General features: G+C 42.8%; 18 protein-coding genes. 5 read left to right on the top strand and 13 right to left on the bottom strand.

The window, feature by feature from the left end:
* Positions 1-157 precede the first annotated feature (157 nt).
* The 3 genes from AB6735_RS23125 to recJ form a co-directional block, all read right to left on the bottom strand.
* Positions 158-1,681, bottom strand: coding sequence for a GH3 auxin-responsive promoter family protein (locus tag AB6735_RS23125; protein WP_370998466.1), 1,524 nt, complete (start codon positions 1,679-1,681; stop codon positions 158-160).
* Between the two features lie 213 nt (positions 1,682-1,894).
* On the bottom strand, positions 1,895-2,635 hold the full coding sequence (lptB, locus tag AB6735_RS23120; RefSeq protein ID WP_370998465.1) for an LPS export ABC transporter ATP-binding protein: 741 nt from the start codon (positions 2,633-2,635) through the stop codon (positions 1,895-1,897).
* Positions 2,636-2,727: 92 nt separating this feature from the next.
* The gene (gene recJ / locus AB6735_RS23115) at positions 2,728-4,425 is read right to left on the bottom strand and encodes a single-stranded-DNA-specific exonuclease RecJ (RefSeq protein WP_370998464.1); all 1,698 of its coding nucleotides are present in this window, start codon (positions 4,423-4,425) and stop codon (positions 2,728-2,730) included.
* Positions 4,426-4,557: 132 nt separating this feature from the next.
* On the opposite strand from recJ, the gene AB6735_RS23110 reads away from it, so the two are divergent.
* Complete coding sequence (locus AB6735_RS23110; RefSeq protein WP_370998463.1) at positions 4,558-5,325, top strand: MBL fold metallo-hydrolase; 768 nt, start codon at positions 4,558-4,560, stop codon at positions 5,323-5,325.
* Here the strand turns inward: AB6735_RS23110 and AB6735_RS23105 are convergent.
* Positions 5,322-5,720, bottom strand: coding sequence for a response regulator (locus AB6735_RS23105; protein ID WP_370998462.1), 399 nt, complete (start codon positions 5,718-5,720; stop codon positions 5,322-5,324). The genes AB6735_RS23110 and AB6735_RS23105 overlap by 4 nt on opposite strands.
* Before the next feature lie 674 nt (positions 5,721-6,394).
* Positions 6,395-9,286 (bottom strand): aminomethyl-transferring glycine dehydrogenase, encoded by a 2,892-nt coding sequence (gene gcvP / locus AB6735_RS23100; protein WP_370998461.1) that lies wholly within the window; start codon positions 9,284-9,286, stop codon positions 6,395-6,397.
* A gap of 416 nt (positions 9,287-9,702) precedes the next feature.
* On the opposite strand from gcvP, the gene AB6735_RS23095 reads away from it, so the two are divergent.
* Complete coding sequence (locus tag AB6735_RS23095) at positions 9,703-10,155, top strand: hypothetical protein (protein WP_370998460.1); 453 nt, start codon at positions 9,703-9,705, stop codon at positions 10,153-10,155.
* A gap of 160 nt (positions 10,156-10,315) precedes the next feature.
* Here AB6735_RS23095 and AB6735_RS23090 read toward each other — a convergent pair whose 3' ends face one another.
* Positions 10,316-11,050 (bottom strand): pyridoxine 5'-phosphate synthase, encoded by a 735-nt coding sequence (locus tag AB6735_RS23090; protein WP_370998458.1) that lies wholly within the window; start codon positions 11,048-11,050, stop codon positions 10,316-10,318.
* 456 nt (positions 11,051-11,506) lie between these two features.
* Here AB6735_RS23090 and AB6735_RS23085 point away from each other — a divergent pair, with 456 nt between their 5' ends.
* Together AB6735_RS23085 and AB6735_RS23080 are read left to right on the top strand one after the other, a co-directional pair.
* The gene (locus AB6735_RS23085) at positions 11,507-11,641 is read left to right on the top strand and encodes a hypothetical protein (RefSeq protein ID WP_370998457.1); all 135 of its coding nucleotides are present in this window, start codon (positions 11,507-11,509) and stop codon (positions 11,639-11,641) included.
* Positions 11,622-12,623 carry a polysaccharide deacetylase gene (locus AB6735_RS23080; protein WP_370998456.1) on the top strand — a complete coding sequence of 334 codons (1,002 nt, stop codon included), beginning with the start codon at positions 11,622-11,624 and terminating at the stop codon, positions 12,621-12,623. The genes AB6735_RS23085 and AB6735_RS23080 overlap by 20 nt, the downstream gene beginning before the upstream one ends.
* Before the next feature lie 15 nt (positions 12,624-12,638).
* On the opposite strand, the gene AB6735_RS23075 is transcribed toward AB6735_RS23080, so the two are convergent.
* From AB6735_RS23075 to AB6735_RS23060, 4 genes are all read right to left on the bottom strand, one after another.
* Entirely contained in the window at positions 12,639-13,634 is a 996-nt protein-coding gene (locus AB6735_RS23075; protein ID WP_370998455.1) for a serine hydrolase domain-containing protein, read from the bottom strand.
* Between the two features lie 223 nt (positions 13,635-13,857).
* Entirely contained in the window at positions 13,858-15,174 is a 1,317-nt protein-coding gene (gene ahcY, locus AB6735_RS23070) for an adenosylhomocysteinase (protein WP_370998454.1), read from the bottom strand.
* A gap of 185 nt (positions 15,175-15,359) precedes the next feature.
* Positions 15,360-15,740 (bottom strand): polymer-forming cytoskeletal protein, encoded by a 381-nt coding sequence (locus AB6735_RS23065; RefSeq protein ID WP_370998453.1) that lies wholly within the window; start codon positions 15,738-15,740, stop codon positions 15,360-15,362.
* 89 nt (positions 15,741-15,829) lie between these two features.
* Positions 15,830-16,693 (bottom strand): M23 family metallopeptidase, encoded by an 864-nt coding sequence (locus tag AB6735_RS23060; RefSeq protein WP_370998452.1) that lies wholly within the window; start codon positions 16,691-16,693, stop codon positions 15,830-15,832.
* Between the two features lie 211 nt (positions 16,694-16,904).
* Here AB6735_RS23060 and AB6735_RS23055 point away from each other — a divergent pair, with 211 nt between their 5' ends.
* Positions 16,905-17,315, top strand: coding sequence for a BrxA/BrxB family bacilliredoxin (locus tag AB6735_RS23055; RefSeq protein ID WP_370998467.1), 411 nt, complete (start codon positions 16,905-16,907; stop codon positions 17,313-17,315).
* A 63-nt stretch (positions 17,316-17,378) separates the two neighbouring features.
* Here the strand turns inward: AB6735_RS23055 and AB6735_RS23050 are convergent, their stop codons facing one another.
* The 3 genes from AB6735_RS23050 to AB6735_RS23040 are packed head-to-tail and all read right to left on the bottom strand — an operon-like array spanning position 17,379 to position 23,723.
* On the bottom strand, positions 17,379-18,917 hold the full coding sequence (locus AB6735_RS23050; protein WP_370998451.1) for an alpha/beta hydrolase-fold protein: 1,539 nt from the start codon (positions 18,915-18,917) through the stop codon (positions 17,379-17,381).
* A 10-nt stretch (positions 18,918-18,927) separates the two neighbouring features.
* The gene (locus tag AB6735_RS23045; protein WP_370998450.1) at positions 18,928-21,309 is read right to left on the bottom strand and encodes an FtsX-like permease family protein; all 2,382 of its coding nucleotides are present in this window, start codon (positions 21,307-21,309) and stop codon (positions 18,928-18,930) included.
* Positions 21,310-21,347: 38 nt separating this feature from the next.
* Positions 21,348-23,723 (bottom strand): ABC transporter permease, encoded by a 2,376-nt coding sequence (locus AB6735_RS23040; protein ID WP_370998449.1) that lies wholly within the window; start codon positions 23,721-23,723, stop codon positions 21,348-21,350.
* Positions 23,724-23,752 lie beyond the last annotated feature (29 nt).

Below are 23,752 nucleotides of genomic sequence, written 5' to 3'. Positions count from 1 at the left end.
TGGAGGCCGAACTCATGAAGTTTATTGTAAGACTTTATGGTGGAGACCCTGACAAACCGCCTCCGAACGGCCATCATACCCCTTTCTGGTAACTCTTCCCAACACCTGTGGGCTCCAGCCGAGTGACGATTATCTCCCGGCCTCCGGCCGACGAAATCTAACTCCCCACCGGTTCCATTATTTTCAAAATGGCATCGATGTATTCGCGGTTATTGGCCAGGCGGGGTACTTTATGCTGACCGCCCAGTTTACCTTTTTCTTTCATCCAATTGAAAAAAGTGCCTTCGGGGGCGCGACGCACGATGGGACGGCGCAGAGCCATATCTTTAAAGCGCTTGGCATCATAGTCCGAATTGATACGGCGCAGGGTTTCGTCAAGCAGGTCTACAAAACGTTCAAATTCGGCGGGTTTCTTTTCAAACTCAATGATCCATTCGTGTGCGCCGCAATCATTACCATTAAAGTAAACGGGAGCCGCTGTGTATTCCTTAATGATGGCGCCGGTTTGGCGGCAGGCCTCTTCCAGGGCGCGCTCGGCATTGTCAATGATCACCTCTTCGCCAAAGGCATTGATGTAATGTTTCGTTCGCCCGGTTACCTGAATACGGAATGGCGACAGCGACGAAAATTTAATAGTATCGCCGATCATATATCGCCACAAGCCGGCGTTGGTGGTGATAATGAGGGCATAATTCTTATCCAGTTCCACCTCATCAAGTGTAAGTGTTTTAGGATTTTCGTCGGGCAGATTTTCCACGGGCAAAAACTCGTAGAATATGCCATAATCCAGCATCAACAGCATGTCGCCAGGCTCTTTGGTATCCTGGATTCCAAAGAAGCCTTCTGAGGCATTATAGTTCTCCAGGTAATACATGTCATCGCTCGGGATCAACGTTTTAAATTGCTCGCGATAGGGGGTAAAATTAACCGCGCCATGAAAGTACATTTCCAGGTTGGGCCATACCTCAAGCAGGTTTTTTTTGCCGGTAATTTCCAGTATGCGTTTAAACAACACCAGGTTCCAGGTTGGTACTCCGCTGATGCTGGTCACGTTTACATCTTTGGTAGCCTGCGCTATCTTTTCAATTTTTTCCTCAAAGTTCTCCAGCAGGGCTATATCCAGATCGGGGGTGCGGTGAAATTCGGCCCAAAGGGGCAGGTTTTTCATGATCACCGCCGAAAGATCGCCAAAAGAAGTATCTGCACTCAGCTGACTCATCTGGTGACTGCCGCCAAGCGTCAGTATCTTCCCAGTAAACATACGGGCATTGGGCTGGTTATTAAAATAAATGGTAAGCAGATCCTTACCGCCTTTAAAATGGCATTCTTCCAGGGCCTCTTCACTCACGGGGATGAATTTGCTCCTGTCGTTAGTAGTGCCGGATGATTTGGCAAACCAGCGGATCTCTGAGGGCCACAGTACATTTTTTTCGCCCATAAGCATCCGCTCAATATAGGGCTTTAGCGTATCATAGCTCTGTATAGGCACCCGTTCTTTAAATTGATTGAGGTTCTCGATGCTTTTATATTGATATTTGCGCCCCCATTCGGTGCTTTCGGCGCCGGATATCAGTTGCTCAAACCACTCCTCCTGCACCTCATTGGGGTACTTCATAAAAAGCTCTATCTGATGGATCCGCTTTTTCATGAACCAGGTAAATACAGAGTTAAAGATCGTCATAGTGTAGCAGAGTCAAGAAATTAGAATCAAGAGTCAAGATAGGAAAAAATACAGTTAATAGTAAAAAGCCTATCCATTGGTTTTATGAATAAGGATTTTTGGAGCAAGGAGCAAAGACATTAAACAGGTAGAAGCTAAGTTTTAAATACAGGACAAATGAATCCATATTCTCAAAATCCTTGCTCCTTGTTCCAACAATCGTTGTTCCCCAAATTATTGCGGAAATACTTTTCTTTTCAAAACAAAATTCGATCCCAGGTACACCTTACGCACCATTTCATTTTCGGCCAGTACCTCCGGAACGCCCGATTCCAGTATCTTGCCTTCAAAAAGCAGGTAAGCACGATCGGTGATGGATAATGTTTCCTGTACGTTGTGGTCGGTGATCAGGATACCAATGTTCCGGTGCCTTAATTTAGCCACCATGGCCTGGATCTCCTCCACCGCTATCGGATCCACACCGGCAAATGGCTCATCCAGCAAAATAAAGTTGGGTTCGGCAGCCAGGGCACGGGCAATTTCGGTACGTCGGCGCTCGCCACCCGATAACAGGTCGCCCCTGTTCTTACGAACCTTGTGCAAACTAAATTCGTCAATAAGCTCTTCCAGTTTTTCGCGTTGCCTTTCTTTGGTCATCTTGCCCATTTCCAGTACAGCTTTGATATTATCTTCAACAGAAAGTTTGCGGAACACCGATGCTTCCTGGGCCAGGTAACCTATACCCTTTTGCGCCCGGCGATACATTGGGTCCTGGGTAATGTTTTGATCATCCAGGTGAATAAGGCCTTCATTTGGTTTTATTAGTCCTACGATCATATAAAATGAGGTGGTTTTTCCGGCGCCATTTGGCCCAAGCAAACCTACTATCTCGCCCTGTGATACCTCAAACGATACATCGTTAACAACCGTGCGTTGCTTATATTTCTTTACTAAATGGTCTGCTCTTAATATCATTCTAAGTCTTGAGTTCTGAGTCTTAAGTTTTAAGTCTTAAATTCTGAGTTATGCTCTCCTGACTTGAGACTCAGAACTCCCGACTTTAAGACTTAAAACCTTATTCCTTTTATATTCAATTGTATAGTGCGCCTTTCGCGCCATACGTTTTCTTCAATGCTGTAGCAAATGTCAAACAGCATGCTCGGCTTTAATTGCGGCAGATATTCACCATGGTTAAAGGCGATACAATCAAACGCTGCTGAGCCTTCCTGCATTACCGACATTTTAATATGGGCAGCGCCTACTAAAGCCGCATTGCCACTAACATACACATTTTTACTGATGAAAACCGGCGACATATTCTCGGGCCCGAACGGTGCAAATTGGTTCAGGATCCGGAAGAATTTCGGTTCTATCTGGCTTAAACGTAATTCCGCGTCAATTTGTATCTGCTGTATTAATTGTTCCGGGGAAATAGTAGCGCTTACTACTTCTTCAAAGCGTGCTTTAAAGGCTTCCACGTTTTCGGGCTCCATGGTTAGGCCGGCAGCATACTTGTGACCGCCAAACTGAATGAGCAGATCTTTACACTCGCAAAGCGCTTCATAAAGATCATATCCTAATACCGACCGGGCCGAACCTGCCACATGTCCGTTGGAACGGGTAAGCACAATGGTTGGCCGGTAATATTTTTCGGTGAGGCGCGAGGCTACAATACCGATCACCCCTTTATGCCAATGCTCATTAAAAACCACGGTTGATTTACGACCGATCAACTCCTCGTCATTATCAATCATATTTAAAGCCTCGCCGGTAATATCCAAATCGTGCCCTTTACGTTCGGCGTTATGGGTATTGATCATCATGCCTTTTTCGCGGGCCAGTTTTTCGTCGCAGGCAATCAGCAGTTCAACAGCGTGTTTGGCATCATCTATCCTACCGGCAGCATTAATACGGGGGCCCAGTAAAAACACTACGTCTGATATGGTCAGGCTGCCTGTTCTGCCGGCAATCTCTACCAGGATTTTTACGCCCATGCACGGATCACTATTGATCTTTTGCAGACCAAAATGGGCCAGCGTGCGGTTTTCGCCGGTGATGTGTACAATATCGCAGGAGATGCTGATAGCTACCAGGTCCAGATAACGGGCTACTTCCTCAAAGGGAATATCATGTGTTTCGGCATAAGCCTGTATCAGCTTAAAACCAATACCACAGCCCGAAAGCTCTTTATAGGGATATTCGCAATCATTTCGTTTGGGATCAAGTATCGCAACGGCCGCGGGCAACTCAGCACCTGGAAGGTGGTGATCACAGATAATAAAATCAACACAGCGGCTATTGGCATAATCAATTTTATCAACCGATTTAATACCGCAATCCAATGCTATGATGAGGGTAAAACCATTATCAGCAGCATAATCGATACCCTGGGTTGATATCCCATAACCTTCTTTATATCTATCGGGGATATAATATTCCAGGTTTTCATAGCGCTCTTTAAAAAAACTATAAACCGTAGCAACGGCAGTGGTGCCATCTACATCATAATCGCCGAAGATCAGTATTTTTTCGCCGGCGGCTATGGCATCTTCAATACGTTCGATAGCCTTTTCCATATCCTTCATCAGGAATGGATCATGCAGGTGCAAAATGTCAGGCCTGAAAAAGTAACGGGCCTCATCAAATGTGCTTATCCCCCTGTTAACCAGCAGGGTACTTAAAACGGCATCAATATTCAGGTCGGCGGCTAATTTTTTGACTACTTCATGATCAGCATTTTCCCTTACCGTCCAGCGTTTATTCATACATTTGCAAATAAAAACAGTAAAGATAACTATAGTTAGTATCAAGTAGCGAGTATCAAGTATCAAGATTTTTGAATACTTGCAAAAGATTTTTGTCGTGCTACTTGATACTCGCTACTTGATACTAAAAAAATGGAAATTTTCGCGTTAGGTGAGGGCTCTTATTCGGTTGATGCAAGTAAGAAATTTATTCCGTTTGATCCGCAAACTGACAATCCGAAAGATCGCCCCGCATCCTTATTTATCCACGTAAACCCGTTTCTGATCAAGACTGACCACGATCTCATCGTACTGGATACAGGCCTTGGTTTTAAAGATACCCGGGATGAGTTACTGCTGCACCAAAATATACGCAACGCTGGTTTTGATCCGGAGGATGTTACCCTGGTACTGATGTCGCACCTGCACTATGATCACTCCGGCGGTTTGGTTGTTGAGCGGAACGGCAAACTGGAGCCCAGCTTTCCGCAAGCAAAGCATGTGATCCAACGCCAGGAATGGGAAACCGGTTTAGCGGGTAAAACCTCATCCTATCATAAAGAAATATTTGAAGCGCTTCAGGGGGTCAACATTACGTTCGTGGAGGGCAGCGGGGAATTGCAGCCTGGTATCAGGTATGAACATTCAGGAGGACACTGCCCCTATCACCAGGTATTCTGGATAGAACTGGAAGGCAGGAAAGTGTTTTTTGGAGGTGATGAGCTACCTGAACCCGAACAGCTGATCAGAAAGTTTATTGCAAAATACGATATGGACGGCCGTAAGGCAATGCAATTACGCGAAGAATATGGAAAAAAGGCAGCCGCTGAGGGATGGATCTGCCTTTTTTACCATGCTAAATCTTTTGCTATAGGCAAGGTAACGCGTAATGACGAGCATTTTAAAGTTGAACCTGCTTAATTGTGGGCATTTACCTCAAAAAGTTCTTTTATTTTTTCGACATTAAGGGGCTTTGATATAAAATCTTTTACCAGCGGATATGATTTAGCTTTGTTAATATCGTTACTAAACACCGATGATGAAATGATATAGATTTTGCTTTTACCCTGAGGGTCGATGTTCAGACGCTTATACTCATCTAAAAATTCCCAGCCATTCATAATAGGCATGTTGATGTCCAGCAAAATATAATCGGGCATTTTAGCCGGATCTTTCCGCTGTATATCCGTTAACTGTTCAATGGCAAACTTTCCATTTAAACACGCCATGATTTCGGTATTCAGCAACGCTTTCTTTATTAACTTAATGGAGATGAAATTATTGATCTCATCATCATCAATTAATAATACACTCACAGGTTTATCATTAATGGTCATAAGGCATTTAAAATAGATGTGCTTTTTATAGATGTATTTATACGATACGTGAAATTAAAAAGTTATATTCCTACAAGTTGTTAAGTCTGGTATTGTTTTAACCGGGTGTATTAATAACCGCAAAGTGATATATTTATTTTAAATCTTCCGGCTTTTTCCAGTAAAAACATCAGATTAAAGTGTATTGAATTTTCCAGATTTCGCTTCAGCAAATTTCTTCTCAAACAATAAAAACACCCTAAAAAAGCTAAAAACCAATAATTAAAACACGAAAACCGCATTTTAATTATCCAATATAACAGCTATTGGTGTATTGAAAGTTTCAAATAAACACAAATAATGTCAGAAAAGAACACAGTGAATAAAATGACTAATCGCATATTAAATGATTAAAAAGAGAAGACGAGAAAGATGTACAGATATGCAGATGTGCGAATGTGCAGATGAGCTTGAAGATGTGTAGATTCCAAATGTGCTGATGAAATCATTAATTCAATAATTCACTAATTAAATGTGCAGATGATCCTGAAAATGTGCAGATATGCAGATTTCAAATGTGCAGATGATTTTAAACCACCTGCACATTTCTTTATTGTTCCTCATTTGCACATCTGCACATTTGAAATCTGCACATCCGCACATTCGCACATCCGTTACTCAATCACACTTTCTTCAAAGGCGTAATCTTCCAGCGGCGGACATGAACAGATCAGTGTCCGGTCGCCATAGGTATCATTAACCCTGCCTACAGATGGCCAGAATTTGTATGCGGCCACGTAAGCTAGCGGAAATGCCGCTTTTTGACGGGTATAGCTATGCTCCCATTCGTTGCCGGTAATAACGGCGGCGGTATGAGGTGCATTTTTTAAAGGGTTATCTGTTTTATCTGATACGCCTTCGGCAACATCGGCAATTTCATGGCGTATAGCGATCATCGCATCACAAAAACGGTCAAGCTCGTGCTTTGGCTCCGATTCAGTTGGCTCAACCATCACCGTACCCGCAACCGGGAACGATACAGTTGGCGCATGGAAACCATAATCCATCAAACGTTTAGCGATATCGGTTACCTCGATACCAAACGACTTAAATGAACGACAATCCAGTATCATCTCATGCGCGCAACGGCCATTAGCTCCGGTGTATAGTACCGGGAAGTGATCCTGCAAGCGAGCCTTGATATAGTTGGCGTTCAGGATAGCATAACGGGTAGCATTGGTTAAACCATCGCCGCCCATCATCGCTATATAAGCGTGTGATATGATCAGGATAGAAGCCGAACCCCATGGAGCTGCTGATACCGCGTGGATAGATTTTCCCCTGTCGATATCAACCACCGCATGGCCCGGTAAATAAGGAACCAGGTGCTTGGCAACGCCGATAGGGCCCATACCCGGACCACCACCACCATGTGGGATACAGAAAGTTTTGTGCAGGTTGAGGTGACAAACATCGGCACCGATATTGGCCGGACTTGTTAAGCCTACCTGCGCGTTCATGTTGGCGCCATCCATATAAACCTGGCCGCCGTTCTGGTGTATAATATCGCAGATCTCGATGATCGACTCCTCAAATACCCCGTGGGTAGATGGGTAAGTAACCATTAAGCAGGAAAGTTCATCTTTATATTGCTCGGCACGGGCTTTCATATCAGCCACATCAATGTTACCGTTATCGTCGCATTTTACTACCACTATCTTCATACCGGCCATAGCTGCTGACGCAGGGTTGGTACCGTGTGCTGATGATGGAATTAAAGCGATGTTACGGTGATGATCGCCACGGTCGTGATGATAAGCGCGGATCACCATCAAACCGGCGTATTCGCCCTGGGCACCAGCGTTTGGCTGCAAACTCATGGCCGCAAAGCCGGTGATCTCGCTCAGCCAGTTGTTGATCTCATCAAACAACTGCATATAACCGCCTACCTGGTCGGCAGGGGCAAATGGATGGATCTTACTAAACTCAGCCCAGGTAACCGGCACCATTTCGGTAGTGGCGTTCAGCTTCATAGTACATGAACCCAAAGCGATCATGGAATGGCAAAGCGAAAGATCTTTGTTCTCCAATGATTTGATATAACGCAGCATTTCATGTTCTGAATGGTGCGTATTGAATATGGCGTGCGTTAAATAAGCCGACTGACGTTGCAGATCAGCTGGGATAACCGTTTGCAGGTCAGCTTTCAGCTCATCGATATTAACATCGGTAAGTGATTTGCCTTTTACTTTGGCAAAAAACCTAACCAGGGTTTTAACATCTTCAACAGAGGTGGTTTCGTCAAGCGAAATAGTAACTACCGAACCGTTATAGCTCAGGTTCATTTCGTTGTTTAAGGCCTCTGAGTGGATAGGACCGGCTAAATGAGCAACATCGAACTTTAAGGTATCAAAGTATGATTCATTTAGTTGTTCGTAACCTAATTCCCCAAGAGCTTTAGCCAATAAAACTGTAAGGCCATGGATACGCTCGGCGATTAATTTAACCCCTTGCGGACCATGATATACAGCGTACATACCAGCCATAATAGCCAGTAAGGCCTGCGCGGTACAAATATTTGAGGTCGCTTTATCTCTGCGGATGTGCTGCTCGCGGGTTTGCAGCGCCATACGCAGGGCATAGTTACCGGCACTGTCAATGGTAACACCGATGATACGGCCCGGAATAGAGCGTTTGTATTCTTCTTTAGTAGCAAAAAAAGCGGCATGCGGTCCACCAAAGCCCATAGGTACGCCAAAACGTTGTGAAGAACCCACCACAATGTCGGCGCCCCATTCGCCCGGAGGCGTTAACAGCACCAGGCTCATGATGTCAGCAACAACGGTTAATTTAATGCCTTTTTCATGCCCTTTGGCGGCAAAGTCGGTATAGTTGTAAACCGCGCCATTACCAGCCGGATACTGTACAATAGCGCCGAACATATTTTCGGTTAGCTCCACGGTACGGTGATCGCCTATCTGCAGTTCGATACCATAAGGTTCCGAACGGGTTTTTAAAATATCAATAGTTTGAGGGAACAGTTCCTCAGATACGAAGAACACATTGGCGTTGTTATTTTTACGTAGACTATACTGCATAAACATCGCTTCGGCAGCGGCAGTACCTTCGTCCAATAACGAAGCATTGGCAATTTCCATCCCGGTAAGGTCGATGACCATGGTTTGGAAGTTAAGCAATGCCTGTAAACGACCTTGCGCAATCTCGGCCTGGTATGGCGTATACTGCGTGTACCAGCCCGGATTTTCCAGGATGTTGCGTTGAATTACACCAGGCACGATCACATCGTAATAACCTTTACCGATGTATGATTTAAAAACCTTGTTCTTGGAAGCGGTTTGCTTTAAAGTGTTCAGGTAATCAAATTCGCTTTTGGCGGGCGGTAAGTTAAGCGGAGCTTTCAACCTGATCCTGTCAGGCACGGTTTGCGATATTAATTCATCCAGTGAATTTACACCGACAGTTTTTAACATTTTTGCCGTATCGGCTTCATTTGGAGCAATATGTCTCGACTGAAACTTCTCCTGGTAGTCTGCGTTCAACATCATGAATCAAGTGTCCCTCTAAATTTAGCGCAAAGGTACAGTTTTACAACATGAGTAACAATTCTCTAATATATTATTGACAAAGGATTTACAGGGGTGAGGAAGGATTTCGGAATTGGGATGTTGGATTTCGGATTTATTCGAACCTTCCTTCATTATTCAACATTCATAGATATCCTATGTTGGATATTCTGTCCACACAGAGTCACAAAAGCGCAGTAGTACTCAATATTACTGTACTTTTTCATATTCATCATTTTCAAACTTCCTATCTCTAACGCTGAAAAATATTCTATTATCTTTATACAAAGTTTGCTAATAATGATTTTCCTTTTTCTGTTATCTTTAATAGATCGTTAAAAACAGTAATAACACCTGACAACAAAGGACAGATATTACAATATATTAGAGAAAGCATATTGAATGGTAAAGCAGATAACGTTATTGTTAAAAACCTGTCTGTTAATTATAAAGGTTCAACATCTAATTGGAGGGGCTCATTGTTTGGTAGTGTTGATAATGGTGTTTTCAATCTGATTCATGAAAACAATAGTTGGCTACTTAACTATCAAATAAATATGCATAAGTTATTTATCACCACATCAACAATGTCAATTATTATGGCCGTTTTTATGTTAGTAAATAGCGGCCCCTGGTGGGTAGGTATAGTGGCATTTTTATGGCTGTGCGGTGTCAATTGGATTATAAACCTTATCAGACATAGAACTGTAGCTACCGATATAGCTACAGGAATTGATGAATTGATATTCGGTAAAACGGAATTACCACCTGAGCAGGATAAAATGATAGGTGAACTTAAAAACTGGTTTTATGTCCACTCAGGGTCCTCTGCGAGAGACCCTGAGTTATAGCCTTATTCCCAGGAAATCTTAGGGTCCCTTTCAGGAGACCCTAAGGGGACGAAAAAGGGTTTACAGGGGAGGAAGTAATATCGAATAATGAATATTGAACATCATCCTTATTTTACTTCATTATCCAACATTCGATATTCTGTGTTCGATATTCAAAAGATTAAAGATCCGTCTCAGCCGGGACCAGTTGCCGCAGGTATTGTTGAATGGTGTTTTCCAGGCCATAATAAAGCGCGTCGCAAATGAGTGCGTGGCCTATGCTTACTTCCTGCAATCCGGGCACCAGTTCGGCAAAATATTTCAGGTTGTTCAGGTCAAGATCATGCCCGGCGTTGATGCCCAGGCCTGCGGCCTGAGCGGCTTCTGCGGCTTCAATATAGGGTGCAATAGCCAGTTCGCGGCCCTGATGATAGTGCGTGGCATAGCCCTCGGTGTACAGTTCAATGCGGTCGGTACCGGTTTTGGCGGCGCCTTCTATGATTTTTGCAATCGGGTCAACAAATATGGATACGCGGATCCCGGCCTCTTTAAAAACCGCTATCATATCTTTCAGGTAATGATAATTCGTGATGGTATCCCAGCCGTGGTTGGAGGTGATCTGTCCCAATACATCGGGCACCAGGGTCACCTGCTCGGGTTTGTTGGCCAGCACCAGGTCAATAAATTTTTGTTCCTGGCAATTCCCTTCAATATTAAACTCGGTAGTTACGATCTTTTTCAATTCAAAAACATCGTTGTACCGGATATGTCTTTCGTCGGGCCGGGGATGCACGGTGATACCCTGGGCGCCAAAACGTTCGCAATCTTTGGCAACTTGTATCAGGTCGGGGTTATTACCTCCACGCGAGTTACGCAGGGTGGCTATTTTATTGATATTGACAGATAAGCGGGTCATGGTTCAAAGTTAATACATCCTTTATACAATAATAAACCTATTCTTATTTACTAAGTTTTATATTTAAGTTATGAAACTTAAACCTGTTATCATAGAAGTTATTATCCTTGCTGTTATTTATATAGCGACGTGGTTACTCATCCCTTTCTTAACCGCATTATGGGGAGGAAACGCTTCTCTCGATATTAATTTGCATGACACTTATTTTGTTATCGACCGGTCAGTTATCAATATTCCGATATTTTTAATGCTTACCACTCTTATCTATTTGATTAAAGAAGGCTTTTATCGTTATAAAAGAAGATTGCAAAACCTAATATTGATAATCGCTAACTTTCTATTCCTTATCGTAATATACCCGTTTTCTGCATTATTGAATATGATGCCTAACCAGGCTGGACAGTTTATCCACCATTATCGGCCTTGCCAAAAGCAGAACCTTCTTATGAACAGAAAATGGAAAATACACTTTACGCTATTAAGCAGACGACCTTAATTGTGATCATTATTTTTATGTTGATATTGGTGATAACCGCTATACTTACAGGCAAAAACTGGAATTTAAATAAGAATGAACAAACCCCTGCTTAAATACCTGCTTGTTATACTCATTTTAAGCTGCTTACAACACCAGGTCGCCGCGCAAGCCAATTATCGCAAAATAGAAAACTACAAGCCTTTTTACGGCTGGGCGCACCATGCCCCGCAGGATTGGATGATACTGCGTCAGTTCGAGAACGAAGGCAAAACCTATTATCTGCTGGTAAATCCACAAACCCTGGTGACCAAAATTGATGAGCCCGGCTTTTACCAGGTAAAACCCATGAATATTACCGAAGCACGCGACTTTTTCAAAAGCACCCCTTACCAAAAAGCGTTGCGCAAGGCCGAAAAACAATCGGTAGCCCTGCAGGACGCGGGTATTGAAAGCGGAATCCCTAAAGAAACTGGCATCAGTTTAACGGCCGATCTTTGTCCCTCTCATCGCCCACTCGACAGGCGCATATTTACCGACATTTTTACAGAATTCCAGAAAGTAGAGCGCCCCGCACCTATCGCCCTCTCCGTTACCGGCGTTTGGATGCGCCAGCACCCGCAGGATCTGGAATGGCTCAAACAAATGCAGGCCAAACATGAGATCTATATCACCTGGATCAACCACTCCTTTAATCACCGGGTAAGCGCGAAAGCGCCGCTCAAAGAAAATTTTTTGCTGGAGCCGGGCACAGACATGAACTACGAGATACTGGAAACCGAAAAGGCCATGCTCAAGAATGGTCTGCTCCCATCAGTATTTTTCAGGTTCCCGGGTCTGGTATCGGACCAGCAACTGGTATATAAACTAACCGACTATGGTTTGATCCCCATTGGTACCGATGCCTGGCTGGCCAAAGGGCAGCAACCGCAGGCGGGCAGTATCGTGCTCATCCACGGCAATGGCAATGAACCTACCGGCGTAAATGACTTTATCAAATTATTAAAATCAGAAGCAGGCTCCATCGCCAAAAAACAATGGCTGCTATATGATTTAAGGGAAAGCATGGAGGATGAGTTTAGCCCCCCTGCCCCTTGAAGGAGGAGCTTTTGATCAATCTTTCAACTGCTTCAACAGTTCAGGAAAAAGTCTCCTGGTGATCAAGGCCGCTTCTTTAATGGCAGTGGCATCGGCAACGCTGGAGTTGGTCGTGATTACGGCTTTTAGGGAAGGGATCACAAACATAAATTGTCCGCCCCAACCCAGGGCGTAGGTTATTTTTATCCCCTGGTAGTCGGCATGGTACCAGCACTGGCCGTATAAGGAATTATCCAGCCCCCAGGGTGTTTTGTAAGTAACCTCAGGATTGATGATGGAGGCTATCCATTTAGCCGGGATGATTTGCCGGTTATGGTAAACTCCTTTATTTAGTACCAGGTTGCCCAGTTTCAGCATATCAACAGAGCGCAGACGGATACTTAATAATCCGCAGCCATCATAATAGCCATCGTTCATTTTTTTCCAGTCGAACGTGGTAATACCCAGCGGATCGAACAGGAACTTTTTAGCAAAGGAATAGGTGTCCATCCCTGTACTTTTGGTAATAATCACAGACAATAAATGCGTAGCCGCGTTATTGTACCGAAATACCTTGCCCGGCTCCGACACCAACGGTGCTTTGATCACATAGCCGGATGGATCAGGAATGTTCAGCAAGGCGCCCACATTAACACCTTCGTGATAAAAACCGGAAGCCTGGTTCATAACCTGTCTAATGGTGATATCTTGTTTCCGTTTATCGGTATCTGTTTTTAGTTCCGGGAAAAAGTTGGCCACCTTTTCATCTACCGATCTGATATAGCCTTTATCAATAGCGATACCAATAAGTAAAGCAGTTACACTTTTGGTAAGCGACTGATCATTAAACAAAGTGGTGCTATCCTGCCCGTTAAAATACTGCTGGCAGATGATCTTATCGCTCTTTGAAATGACCAGCGAATATAGGAGGGGATTGTTTTTGATATACCCCGTGGTATCAATATGGATTTGGGCAAAGCTTTGAACATAACTGATAAAGCACAAGACCAAAAGTATCGCGATTCTTTTCATAGATTAAAGGTAAGCACGGATCTATGTAGTCGATTTTTCTTTTTGACGAATGGGATAAGGCTTTTGACAAGTAGTAAAAATGAGGAGATTTTACTTTCTCTGGCGCAAGTCTTGTGCGGTAGCCGGTGCTGGGATGACTTGTGACTATCAGCAGGTTGCATCCAACAAAAAAGGCATGATCCGAAAACCATGCCCTTTTGACTTTTTATTTTTGACTTTTGACTTAGTACCTGTAGTACTCCGGTTTAAACGGACCTTCAACAGTTACCCCAATGTATTCTGCCTGATCCTGATCAAGCACTTCCAGCTCTACTCCAATTTTGGCCAGGTGTAAGCGGGCAACTTTTTCGTCCAGGTGTTTTGGCAGGGTGTATACTTTGTTTTCGTATGCAGCGCCATTTGTCCAAAGCTCCAACTGGGCTAAAGTTTGGTTGGTAAACGAGTTACTCATTACAAAACTTGGGTGACCGGTTGCACAACCCAGGTTCACTAAGCGGCCTTCGGCCAGTACAATAACATCTTTACCGTTAATGGTATATTTATCAACCTGTGGCTTAATTTCAATTTTGGTATTACCGTAGGCACCGTTTAACCAGGCCATATCGATCTCATTATCAAAGTGACCGATGTTACAAACAATGGCTTTATCTTTTAAAGCGCGGAAATGCTGCTCACGAACGATGTTTTTGTTACCGGTACAGGTAACTACGATATCAGCTTCGGCAATAGCGGTTGAAAGTTTTTTCACTTCAAAGCCTTCCATAGCTGCCTGTAATGCGCAGATAGGGTCAATTTCGGTAACAATAACACGCACACCAGCGTTACGTAAGCTATCGGCAGAACCTTTACCTACGTCGCCATAACCGCAAACAACAGCTACTTTACCAGCCATCATCACATCGGTAGCACGACGGATAGCGTCAACCAATGACTCGCGGCAACCGTATTTATTATCAAATTTTGATTTGGTAACCGAATCGTTCACGTTGATAGCAGGCATTGGTAATGTACCGGCCTTAACACGCTCATATAAACGATGAACACCAGTAGTGGTTTCTTCTGATAGACCTCTGATATCGCCGATCAGCTCAGGGTACTTATCCAGTACCATGTTGGTTAAGTCACCGCCATCATCCAGGATCATATTCAGTGGTTTGCGGTCTTCGCCAAAATATAAGGTTTGCTCAATACACCAGTCAAATTCTTCGGCGTTCATACCCTTCCAGGCATAAACAGAAATACCGGCAGCGGCGATTGCAGCAGCGGCATGATCCTGGGTTGAGAATATATTACATGACGACCAGGTAACTTCGGCGCCAAGGGCAATTAAGGTTTCAATTAAAACAGCGGTTTGGATGGTCATGTGCAAACAGCCTGCAATACGTGCGCCTTTTAAAGGTTGCGACGGGCCATATTCTTTACGCAGAGCCATCAGGCCCGGCATTTCAGCTTCGGCCAGCTCAATTTCCTTGCGGCCCCATTCGGCCAGTGAAAGATCTTTTACTTTGTATTTAACGAATGCAGTTTCTACTGATGACATAACATTTCGGGTTTTTATGAGGCACAAAAATAACTCATAAAAACATCAAAATGAAATGACGGGTTGAGCAGATGCAATTAGTTGCCATAGGACAATTGGACGTTGCAGGTAATAAGTGTAACGTTGTAAGTTATACGTTTCTTTACCGTCCGAGAAAAAACGTAAAGCTTACAACGTAAAACCTATTACGCCCCCAAAAGTTTTTTATCCCCTTGCTGCATCGTAAGCTTTCCGTTGTACACGCCGCCGGTTTCAACCAACAGGGTTTGCGTTTTTATTTCGCCGGTAATTTTACCTGTGGCTTTTATCTCGAGCGAATCGGTTTGGATGTCACCCAAAACTGTTCCGTATACAACAATTTCTTTGGTTAGGATATTTCCGCTGATCACGCCTTTTTCGCCCAGGATCAATCCTTCGTCAATGGTCACGTTTCCATTTACCTGACCATCAATACGGACAAAAGCCGGAGCTTTAAGGTTACCATCTAAAATACCGCCATCACCAATCAGCGTGGAGATAGCCTGAAGATCAAGCGCAACTTTGTCTTTTTTTCCGAAAATAGCCATCGTTATTTAATGAATTGGTGAGTAGTGAGCAGTGAATGGAGAGTGGTGAATGAAAACTACTCACTACTATCTATTCACTACTCACCAATTTATTTATTGAGCGTTAAAAAGTTAACGGGATTAATTGGTTTGCCATTTTTGCGTACTTCATAATGCAGATGTGCGCCGGTGGAATGACCAGTAGAGCCAACAAGGCCTATCTCGTCGCCAACATTTACTTCCTGACCTACTTTTACCTTGATCTTTGACAGGTGGCCATAAACAGTTTCCAGGTTATTGATATGCGCAATGCGGATGCAATTGCCATAACCACCGCTCCAGCCTGCAAAAACTACTTTACCGCTTGCGGTGCATTTTACTTCATCACCTTTGTGCCCTTTAAAATCGATGCCTGGATGAAACTCGGCATGACCATCATCGAAGGGGTCATTACGGTAGCCAAAAAATGAAGTAAAAGAGCTGATGCGCGGGTATCCCATCGGCGTAAAGGCGATGGTACCCACCAAACGGTTCAAATAATCATTATACAAGGAATATACTTCCTTATCACTTAGTTTTTTACCCTCGGCATTATTATCACCGCCAACACTATTGGTTGCAAAGCCTTTCAGGCCCCGGCGTTTTAAATAACTGTTAATGGTTTTTAACTTTCCCTCAATAGCCTGAATGTATGATTGGGCGCTGCCTTCTTTTCCTTCGACAGATACAACCGGAACGGCTCCCTTCAATTTTACTATCTGCGCCAGTAACTGTTGTTTTTCCTGTTCCTGCCTGGTATTTTGTGCTCTTAAATAAATCACCAAACCTACCAACACTACCACAACACTCAGTGTGCTATACACATAGTGCCGTATTCTGTTCAAATGTTTGGTTTTTATTTGTACCGATTTGGTATGCTGATGGTTCTTGCTAATAATAACAACCGTACTAATCTCAGAAGGTTTTTTGTTCATCCAATTCATTACTTAGGGTACGCAATATACTTATTACTATTTATAAATCAACCCCTGCTTTGAATAAAACAATAACTAATAAGCAATTAACGGTTGTGCTTTTTGACGCGTTCATCGTCAGCAAAGTGTTATTATTGTGTTTTTTACATATAAGCTGCCAATCATTTATTATTTTTGTTTGAAGTAAATTTTAGTGTAAACAAAAAACATGATGTATCCGGAATATTTAGTTGCCCCAATGCGGGAAGATTTGACAAGAGTTGGCTTTGAGGAGCTTAAGGATGCCGATGCTGTAAAGCATGCTATTGAAAGCGAAGGCACTGTATTTGTAATGGTAAATTCGGTTTGTGGTTGTGCAGCAGCCAACGCGCGCCCTGCAGCCAGAATCGCAGCAGCCAATGAAAAACACCCTGACAAACTGGTAACTGTTTTTGCAGGTATGGAAAAAGAAGCTGTTGATGCCGCCCGTAACTACATGCTGCCATATCCTCCATCATCACCAGCTATGGCTTTATTTAAAGATGGCAAACTGGTACATATTATTGAGCGCCACCAAATTGAAGGTCGCCCGGCACAAATGATCGCCGATAACTTAATTGGTGCGTTTGAACAATATTGCTAATTAAGCTGAAGGCTTAAAGCAAAGAGCTGAAAGGATGATCAACTCCTTTCAGCTTTTTTGTTTCTATTGATGGTGGTACTGCAACTCAAAAGGCACCGAAATAAGCTTTTTAATATCGGAAATGCCGGGTGTGAGGTAAAGCAGGTCCAGGTCAGCGTCTCCTTCTTTCTGGAAGTACTCCACCCGGATAGGATAAAAGCCTTTCTTTAATGGCGCTATATATGATCTGGCTCCATCACCACCATGTAATCCATCATAGTCAATCACCAACTGGTTGTTAATGTAAAATCTTGAGCCATCATCAGAAACCAGCGCAAAAAAATAATAGCCATCTTCTTTTATTTGCAGCCAGCCATTAATAAGCAGGGCAAAGTTATTTTTGGCGGGAAGTTTATTGAGTTTGAAAGCTGTATCTGTAAGCCCCGATTTAAGGGGCTTTAATTTACTGAAATCGGGTAGTTTATCCCATTTACCCTCATAATAAGCGTAATGAAAGCCACCCGGTATTGAATTTTTCACCTTCGAAAGGCCAGGCAGATAGGTTCCTTCTTTAAATTCAGCGATGCTGGAAATATCATACTTACCATTATTCGAAAACCTTTTTTCAATTAGTTTGCCCGGCGCTGATAAAGTAAACTCCTTTCTTATTTTTTCAGATGCTAAAGTAGGTTCCGTGCCATCGGTAGTATATCTTACATTTGATGAATCGCCAAAAAACCACATTTTAATCGGCTTATTCTTTAAGAAGATCCCATTTGTTGGATGAATTGTGGGGCCTTGGGCGCCATACCCCTTGTAGATAAATTTCAACCCATCGTGCGTGAGCTTTAGTCGTACCGAGCTATGCGTTTCATCAGGATACATCATCGTTTTCCAGGTAAAACCTGCGGGGGCCATTTTTTTTAGTATGGTATCCATGGTATCAATCTTCATGCTTTTACCGTCTTCACTATCACGACCGCCCATAAAAAGGGTGGTATTTAAACCGGCTAAAGCAGGTAATTTACCGGCGGCCATTTTGGGCAGATAAACCTTATCCCACCAAAGACTGGGATCAGCCGCGATATATGATTTAAAAGTTTTGGGTTCATTTAACAGCGCGTATACTACAAATAAGCCCCCCAATGAATGCCCCCAGAGTGTATTATTACCATTGGAGGGGTATGTTTTATTAACATGGGGGATCAATTCATTTTTAAGAAAACTCAGGAAGTTATCTGCCCCGCCCGAAGTTTTCCAATCATCCGCATGAGTGGGTGTAAAGTCTTTGATGCGATCGATATTTAAAACGCTGACAATGATAATTGGAGGCACATAGGGTTCTCCTTCTAAAAAATTCTTGAGCTGAAGGATCAGGCCCGTATTCCAGTTGCCGCCATCAAGTACATACAGTACATCATATTTATCGGTACTGCCTGGTTTGTAATTAGCAGGAGTAAATACCTGTATCAACCTTTTTTGTTTTAGTACGCCTGAGTTTATGGAGTCGAGCTTACCGTGATAGGTTTTCGTGACAACGGTATCCTGAGCTTTGGCCTGATTAATCAAGCCGGCGATCATGAATATGAACAGTATTAGGAAAAGGTAGATTTTATTTTTCATTTAGGGATCATTACTCCGTTTTTAAACTCTTTATCGGGTTGGCTATTGCTGCTTTAATAGCCTGGAAACTGACTGCGAATAGGGCTATCAGCAATGCCATAGCGCCTGAACATATAAATAACCACCATGATATTTGAATACGGGAGGCAAAGTCTTGCAGCCAGTTGTACATGGCCCACCCTGCTAATGGCGAAGCGATAATAAATGCCAATAAAACAAGCTTTACAAAATCTTTAGACAGTAAGGCCGTTATATTGATTATCGAGGCTCCTAAAACTTTCCGTATACCGATTTCCTTTTTACGCTGAGCTGCACTAAAAGCCGAAAGCCCTATCAACCCCAAACAAGATATTAATACAGCCAGCGCTGAAAAACAGAGGAATAACCTGCCAAAACGTAACTGGGCCGTAAACTGTTTATTGTAAGCTTCGTCAGCAAAAAAGTAAACAAAGGGCAAGCCAGGAGCTATTTGTTTCCATTGTTTCTCAATTTCGTTTACGGTTTGCTGAATATGATCAGCGTTAATATCTAAAGTAAGGCAAGTAAAAAAGCCATTAGCAGGTCTTATAAACAAGGGTTTTATTACCTCTTGTGAAGAGTGGACATGAAAGTTTTTCACCACACCAACAACTGTGCCTTCTCCAGCAAACTGTTTAAAGCCCTTACCAATTGCTTCATCTGCGTTCTTATAACCCATTTTTTTCACCATGGCCTCATTAATCAGCAAAGCTTTGTCGCGCTCGGTATCATATTGCGCCGTAAAGCCGCGCCCGGCAATAACCTTTATACCATATTGATTTAAAAAATCATCGTCGGTATAATATGAATCTGCAAGTATTTCCTGCTGCAGGTTGTGGCTGTCTTGCAAAAGTACACTGTAGCTATTATTGGGTGTACCGGGTATACTTGATGATAAACAGGCTCCTTTTATTCCGGAAACACTCAAAAGCTGTTGTTTTACAGCAGCGGCATGCTCATTAATACGTCTGTCAAACTGGTAATCAATTACCAGTTTGTGTTCCTTCTTAAATCCTAACGTTTGATTTTGCATAAAATCAAGCTGCGTATAAACTGTAAGAGTGGCTATAATAAGTATAATTGAAATGGTAAACTGCGCAACAACTAACAATTTACGAAACAGCAAACTGTTATTTCCAGGTATAAACTGTTTTTTTAAGCTATTCACCGGATTGAATCCTGATAAAAACAAAGCAGGATAAATACCCGATAATAAACCAACCACTATCGCTATCAGCAACAAACAAACAACATAGTATAAATGGTCAAATACATTCGTACTCACAGTTGTGCCCGATAATTGGTTAAACAGAGGCAGTAAAAATGCTGCCATCAGCAGAGCGATAAAAAAGGCTATTAAACAAAGAAAGACCGCATCCATAAAAAACTGGAATACCAATTGTTTTTTTGATGCGCCAAGCACCTTACGTACACCAACCTCCCTGGCCCTTTTTAGGGAGAAAGCGGTAGTAAGATTAATAAAATTAAAACAGGCAATAAAAAGTACAAATATCGCTACGATTGAAAAGATATATATGTTATTGATACTACCGCTTTCTGAACTGCCGGTACGGTGGCCACGCGGATTGCCGTACAGATACACTTTTTTTAAAGGCTCAATGGATAATTTATATTTCACCTTGCTTTGATCCATATTGGCTTTAACAAAAGCCGGCAGTTTTGCACTTAACCGTTCCTCATCAGCACCTGGCTGCAAAAGCAAATAGGTATAAAAGCCAAAACTTCTCCAATTATGATTCCAATTTTCATTGACCAGAGATGATATGGAAAAAAGCATATCGACCCGAAGATGTGAATTATAAGGTATATCTTTCATTACACCCGTTACCGCGGCATTTTGTTGCCCGTTTATCAGCAGTGTTTTACCAATCGGATCGGCATCGCCAAAATACTTTTTTACAGCTGACTCCGATAGCACTACATTATATGGTGCATCAAATAAGTGCCGGGAATCACCACGTAATAGCGGCCAGGTAAAAATGGAAAATACAGAAGCATCGGCATAAGCTATTTCTACTTTGGCGGCGTTATTTGGATTGCTTTGAATGATCATATCATCCATAAATACCCGCGCAGCAGCTTTTACTTCAGGATAAGCAGCGGTTATGGCCGGCCCCATAGGCGCAGGTGCACTTTCATAATTAATACCCAAAGGAGTTTTAATATCCGTTACCAGGCGATAAATACGATCGGCCTGTTTGTTATAACTATCCCTGCTAAGTTCAAATTGCACATACAACAAAGCAAAAAAACAAACACAAATACCTGTTGCCAGGCCTATGATATTGATAATACTGAATACTTTGTTAACCAACAGATATCTCACTGTTGTTTTGAAATAGTTTTTTAACATGATTCTTAAAACTTTAAAATCTAATCCCAAAGTCAAGCTTATTCGCTTCTTAAACTCTTTATCGGGTTGATCAATGCTGCCTTAACCGCCTGAAAGCTTACGGTAACCAGGGCAATGAAGACGATAATAACTCCCGACAAGGCAAACATCCACCATTGCACCGGCGTGCGGTAGGCAAAGCCCTGTAGCCACTTGACTGCGGCATACCATGCAATAGGCGATGCAATAAACAGGGCAATAATCACTAATATCAAAAACTCTGATGATAATAAAGTAAACAATGAACTAATACTGGCGCCCAGCACTTTGCGGATCCCGATCTCTTTAACGCGTTGCTCGGCTGTAAACATGGCCAGGCCTAATAAACCCAGGCAAGAAATAAATACAGCCAGGAAAGCAAATCCATTTGATAATTTACCAACTATCTGCTCATTTTGGTATAACTTCTGATATTCCTGATCCGAAAAATTATAGGTGAACGGGAATGCGGGATTCAGCTGGCGGCATAGTTTTTCCATACCGGCCAATGCCTCCCGTGTTTTGCCGGGTTGGGTTCTTACCAATATACTTCCATAGGTTTCATGTTCTCTCAATCTTAATATTAACGGCCGTATTTCATCATGCATCGAGTTAAAATGAAAATCTTTTATCAAGCCTATTATCCTTCCACGGTTTCCCCAAAAAGTAAGTGGTTGACCTATGGGATCTTTATAACCTATCCTTTTCAGAGCTGCCTCGTTCAGTATATAACCAACCGAATCCGTTGGATATTCCTTTGAAAAATCACGACCCGAAAGTACTTTCAGCTTCATGGTTTTCACAAAATCATAACCTACAGAAGCCTGGGTAAATTGAACATTTACAGTTGTATCTTTCCCTATCCAATTTACCCCACCCGTGCTATTTTGTATGTTGGTGGGTTCGATACTGATACGGGTTACCGATTGGATCCCGGGCATGCGTAAAGCTTCTTCCTTAAATAGGTTGTATTTAGGCAACAGGTCACCTTCAAGCCGTATGTAGACCATGTTTTCGCGGTCATATCCCAGGTTCTTTGACTGGATATAATTCATCTGCCGCGAAATAACAATGGTGCCGGTAATGAGTATTACCGACAGCACAAACTGAAATACGACCAGGCCTTTGCGGAAAAGCGTTGTGCCTGCATCTAACTTCAAAGTGCCTTTTAAAACCCTCACCGGGTTAAATGACGATAAAAACAAAGCCGGATAACTACCTGATACGAGCCCGGTTATTAAGGTGATCAGCCCTAATTTAACCCAAAACGAGATTTGACTAAAAGGTAGTTCCATTTGTTTTTGAGTAACCTGGTTAAATATGGGGAGCAACAGCACCAGCAATAACAAGGCTATGCCCACCGAGATGGTAGTGATCAATAACGACTCACTGATAAATTGCTGGATCAAAACCCAGCGCTCGGCGCCTACTACCTTACGTACACCAATTTCCTTAGCCCGCTTAACCGACCGGGCTGTGGTTAGGTTCATAAAATTAATACAAGCTATCAGTAAAATAAATATGGCAACAATGCTAAAAATGCGCACATATTCTATGCGGCCGCCTACAAATTTATCCCCTTCAAAGGTACCATGCAGGTACCCTTCATCATAACGCTGTATGCCCAGGTCGATAAGAAAAGTTGATGTTTTGCGATTGGTGCCGTCATAGGTATCCAAAAAATGTGCTATCTTTTTTTCGAAGGCAGCGGGGTTAACACTGGGCTTCAACAGCACAAAAGTGGCAGGGCCTTGATTGCCCCATTCCCTTGCCCAGGCATTCTCATCCAGAAAAGCATACCAGTTAATCAGGTAATCGAATTTTTGCGAAGAGTTTTTAGGCAGGTCTTCAAATACGGCGGTTACCGTAAAATTCTTATGGTTTTCATAACGTATGGTTTTACCAATAGCTACTTCCGGGCTGCCAAAAAAACGGTTGGCCATTCTTCGGGAGATAGATAAACTTACTGGTGAGCTTAATGCAGTTTGCGTATTACCCTGCAGCAATTTAAGGCTGAAGACCTTAAAGTAATCAGCGCTTGCCGATGAACCTTGCTGTTTTATTATTTCGTCTCCAACTTGAAATGTATTCCACTGATCAAAACCAAAACTCACTGCATACTCCACTTCTGGCAACACCTTTTTCATCTGTTCAGCGGTTGGCCCCGGGGTATTATAAGAGCCATGCATCTTATGATCAAAGTTCTGATGCTCATATATCGAGTACAAACGCGAACGGTTTTTAAGAAAACCATCTACACTCAATTCATTCTGCACCCATAGCAAAATAAGCAGGCTGCACACCAAACCCACCGATAAACCGGCCACATTAATAAAAGTGTGCGCCTTGTTTCTGGCGATGTTGCGCAGGGCAATTTTTAAATAGCTCTTTAACATGTTGTACGTTTTAAGTTGTACGGGATATA

The organism is Mucilaginibacter sp. RCC_168 (genome assembly GCF_041355315.1).
Lineage (GTDB): Bacteria > Bacteroidota > Bacteroidia > Sphingobacteriales > Sphingobacteriaceae > Mucilaginibacter.
Note: the sequence above shows the minus strand (reverse complement) of the source record. Positions and strands in the feature narration are given on the sequence as shown.

Excerpts from the sequence above, each read along its gene's own strand:
- recJ (WP_370998464.1), bottom strand. The coding sequence starts at position 4,425 with ATGAATAAACGCTGGACGGTAAGGGAAAATGCTGATCATGAAGTAGTC.
- AB6735_RS23040 (WP_370998449.1), bottom strand. The coding sequence starts at position 23,723 with ATGTTAAAGAGCTATTTAAAAATTGCCCTGCGCAACATCGCCAGAAAC.
- AB6735_RS23085 (WP_370998457.1), top strand. The coding sequence starts at position 11,507 with ATGGAAAATACACTTTACGCTATTAAGCAGACGACCTTAATTGTGATC.
- AB6735_RS23075 (WP_370998455.1), bottom strand. The coding sequence starts at position 13,634 with ATGAAAAGAATCGCGATACTTTTGGTCTTGTGCTTTATCAGTTATGTT.
- AB6735_RS23055 (WP_370998467.1), top strand. The coding sequence starts at position 16,905 with ATGTATCCGGAATATTTAGTTGCCCCAATGCGGGAAGATTTGACAAGA.
- AB6735_RS23050 (WP_370998451.1), bottom strand. The coding sequence starts at position 18,917 with ATGAAAAATAAAATCTACCTTTTCCTAATACTGTTCATATTCATGATC.
- AB6735_RS23080 (WP_370998456.1), top strand. The coding sequence starts at position 11,622 with ATGAACAAACCCCTGCTTAAATACCTGCTTGTTATACTCATTTTAAGC.
- AB6735_RS23110 (WP_370998463.1), top strand. The coding sequence starts at position 4,558 with ATGGAAATTTTCGCGTTAGGTGAGGGCTCTTATTCGGTTGATGCAAGT.
- lptB (WP_370998465.1), bottom strand. The coding sequence starts at position 2,635 with ATGATATTAAGAGCAGACCATTTAGTAAAGAAATATAAGCAACGCACG.
- AB6735_RS23065 (WP_370998453.1), bottom strand. The coding sequence starts at position 15,740 with ATGGCTATTTTCGGAAAAAAAGACAAAGTTGCGCTTGATCTTCAGGCT.
- AB6735_RS23125 (WP_370998466.1), bottom strand. The coding sequence starts at position 1,681 with ATGACGATCTTTAACTCTGTATTTACCTGGTTCATGAAAAAGCGGATC.
- AB6735_RS23045 (WP_370998450.1), bottom strand. The coding sequence starts at position 21,309 with ATGTTAAAAAACTATTTCAAAACAACAGTGAGATATCTGTTGGTTAAC.
- ahcY (WP_370998454.1), bottom strand. The coding sequence starts at position 15,174 with ATGTCATCAGTAGAAACTGCATTCGTTAAATACAAAGTAAAAGATCTT.
- AB6735_RS23090 (WP_370998458.1), bottom strand. The coding sequence starts at position 11,050 with ATGACCCGCTTATCTGTCAATATCAATAAAATAGCCACCCTGCGTAAC.
- AB6735_RS23060 (WP_370998452.1), bottom strand. The coding sequence starts at position 16,693 with ATGAACAAAAAACCTTCTGAGATTAGTACGGTTGTTATTATTAGCAAG.
- gcvP (WP_370998461.1), bottom strand. The coding sequence starts at position 9,286 with ATGATGTTGAACGCAGACTACCAGGAGAAGTTTCAGTCGAGACATATT.